The following is a 2,367-nucleotide window of genomic DNA, read 5'->3' as shown; positions in this document are numbered from 1 at the left end:
GAACGTGTTCGTGGCCGTGATCGTCGCGGTGGCGGCGCTGGCCGTTATCGGGGCCGTTCTCGGGTTGCCGATGGGAATCGTCTACGTCGAAACCGAGAGCATGTCGCCAACTATCACACCAGGTGAGGGGTTCGTGCTGGTCCCAGCCGCGGTCACAGGCCCGCCCGAACCCGGTGATGTCGTCGTGTTCGACGCCCAGGAGCTGCGCGGCGGCGGGCCGACCACCCCACCGGATCGTCGAGGAGACGGATCGTGGCTACATCACGCAGGGCGACAACAACAACGCCCCGGACCAAGTCACCGACGAGCCACCGGTCGCACAGGCGCAGATCGCCGGCCAGGCCCTCGGCGTCGGCGGTCGCGTCGTCACGATTCCGTACACGGGCGCGGTCGCGACGGCGGTCGGCGGGGTCGCCGCCGACGCCCGCCAGCGCGTGAACGTGCTTCTGTGGCGGTTGACCGACACCAGCGGGCTCTCGGCAACGCAGTTCAGCTACGTGCTCACGGGCGTGCTCCTCGTGTTGTACGGCATCGAGTCGTTCCGCGAGGGAAGCGGCAGCCGCCGGATCGACAGGCGGCACGTGCGTGCTGATGGAGGCCGCGGCGAGGCGCCCGTCTCGGCACACGCGATCCTGCTCCTGCTGACCGCGGTGCTCGTCGTCGCGACGACGGCAGCGATGGTGGTGCCGGGCGGCGCACAACAGTACGACGTCGTCGCCTCCGAGACCGAGTCACCGGTGCTGGTTCCGCCAGGTGAGGAAACCACGATTACACACGGGATCGCCAACTCGCCCGTCCTGCCGATGACGGTGTTCGTTGAGGGCGCCGAAGGTGTCCGGGTCGACCGCCACGAGGTCGGTCTCGACCGCGGTGGGACGGCAAACGTCTCGGCGACGTTCGACGTGCCCGACTCGATCGGCCACCACCGGTTCTACGTCGTCGAGCGCCGGTACATCGCGGTGTTTCCGAAGTCGGTTACACGAGCACTCTACACACAGCACCCGTGGCTGCCCGTGCTTGGTATCGATGCGCTTGTCGCCGTGCCGTACTATCTGGTCGGCCGCCGGTTCCTCCCGGCGCGGCCGTCTCGACGAGGCCAGCCTCGACTCAGGACGTGAGAGCCGCTGGATACGTGCCGTTCTCGTATCGTGGCCGTATCCACGAGCCGTCCGGCGTTCTCGCGCCGTCGAACGGGTGAACACGAGTCGTGTCCAGGTGTGACCAAGCCAGCCTACAGTTCGTGTCGAAGCTCCGGCGGCCGGTCGCCTTCGCCGATACACATCTGTTTCTTGTAGTATCGGTGAGCGAGCGCCGAGGCGAGTATCGAGACGGCGACGAACACCCCCCACGCCCCGATCGGTATCGCTCCCGACGACGGGGCCACAGCGAGAACGGCGACGGAAACCGCGAGGTGGAACCCCCCGAGAATCAGGTAGTACCGCGACCACGGAACGTCTCGGTCCGGCGCGATATCGAGATGAATCCGGATACGTCTGGCGTCGGGTGTGAGCTCGATTCCGTCACGCCGTTCGACGACGAACCCACACTCCACCAACCGTCGGACGTGCGTCTGTGCGAGCGCGTTGTACATATTTTTCCGTTCCGAAGCGGAGACCAACTCTGGGGGTTTATCAAGCTCCCAAGCAACCAATTGTCTCGATAACTCGCCGATCGTCACCGGCGACTCCGACCGCTTCAAGTGGTGTATCAGGAATCGCCGTCGGCTGTTGGAGATCACCGTGAGCACGTCCGTCATCTTGAGCGGTGAGGAATCTACCGTCTCGTCGGTACCGGACTCGTCCGCGTCAGAGCCGTCGGCGTCGGGCTCCAGCCGTGTCGTAAGCTCCATGTCGGTAGTTATCACTCAGTCCACCCGCCCATTGCGGGAGTCAGCGCCGACCGGCGGCGACGCTCCCGTCATCCGACTGTGTCGATCGGATCGTCGATGGTGGCGTGTGCTTCCCGAGCCGTTCATAAAGATGTTACTCAACATATGTGTGTTAGTTCTGATACATACGAGTAAATCTGTTCACGGATATATTCGATTCGACACGCACCACCGGAGATGTCTGGCTTGCGTAACTGTTACACAATTCGGTCGGGTTCAGTACGGTTCAGTAAGAAATAGTACAATGCCGATTCGACGAGCTTTATATACATACATGGTACGAACAATGAGTGAAGTAACACTCGAAGTCGAAGATAGTGACCTGTTCGTAATCAACGGTCAGGAGACCATTGAAACAGAGGTCAAACCGCAAGGTAACGGCGCCCACGTTATTGTCCCAAAGGCGTGGCTTGGCTCACAAGTCAAAATCACTCGTGTCTCTGACCCAGACCCCACCGAGTCAGAGTAATGCAACTCAC

The 2,367-nt window shown here is 62.4% G+C and carries 3 protein-coding genes and 1 pseudogene; 3 read left to right on the top strand and 1 reads right to left on the bottom strand.

All coding sequences use genetic code 11. The features are described 5' to 3' along the window. Positions 1-70: 70 nt before the first annotated feature. Together J07HQW2_RS19730 and J07HQW2_RS01030 are read left to right on the top strand one after the other, a co-directional pair. A pseudogene (locus tag J07HQW2_RS19730) lies at positions 71-142 on the top strand (hypothetical protein); the annotation flags it as partial. A 34-nt stretch (positions 143-176) separates the two neighbouring features. Next, positions 177-1,118 carry a S24/S26 family peptidase gene (locus J07HQW2_RS01030; RefSeq protein WP_021053319.1) on the top strand — a complete coding sequence of 314 codons (942 nt, stop codon included), beginning with the start codon at positions 177-179 and terminating at the stop codon, positions 1,116-1,118. A gap of 113 nt (positions 1,119-1,231) precedes the next feature. Here J07HQW2_RS01030 and J07HQW2_RS01025 read toward each other — a convergent pair whose 3' ends face one another. Continuing rightward, positions 1,232-1,849, bottom strand: coding sequence for a DUF7344 domain-containing protein (locus J07HQW2_RS01025; protein ID WP_021053318.1), 618 nt, complete (start codon positions 1,847-1,849; stop codon positions 1,232-1,234). A gap of 325 nt (positions 1,850-2,174) precedes the next feature. Between J07HQW2_RS01025 and J07HQW2_RS01020 the strand changes: the two genes are divergently transcribed. After that, positions 2,175-2,357: a DUF2080 family transposase-associated protein gene (locus J07HQW2_RS01020; protein ID WP_048075389.1), complete on the top strand. Its 183-nt coding sequence runs from the start codon at positions 2,175-2,177 to the stop codon at positions 2,355-2,357. Positions 2,358-2,367 lie beyond the last annotated feature (10 nt).

The sequence above is a fragment of the Haloquadratum walsbyi J07HQW2 genome, assembly GCF_000415985.1.
Taxonomy (GTDB): Archaea; Halobacteriota; Halobacteria; order Halobacteriales; family Haloferacaceae; genus Haloquadratum; species Haloquadratum walsbyi_B.
Note: the sequence above shows the minus strand (reverse complement) of the source record. Positions and strands in the feature narration are given on the sequence as shown.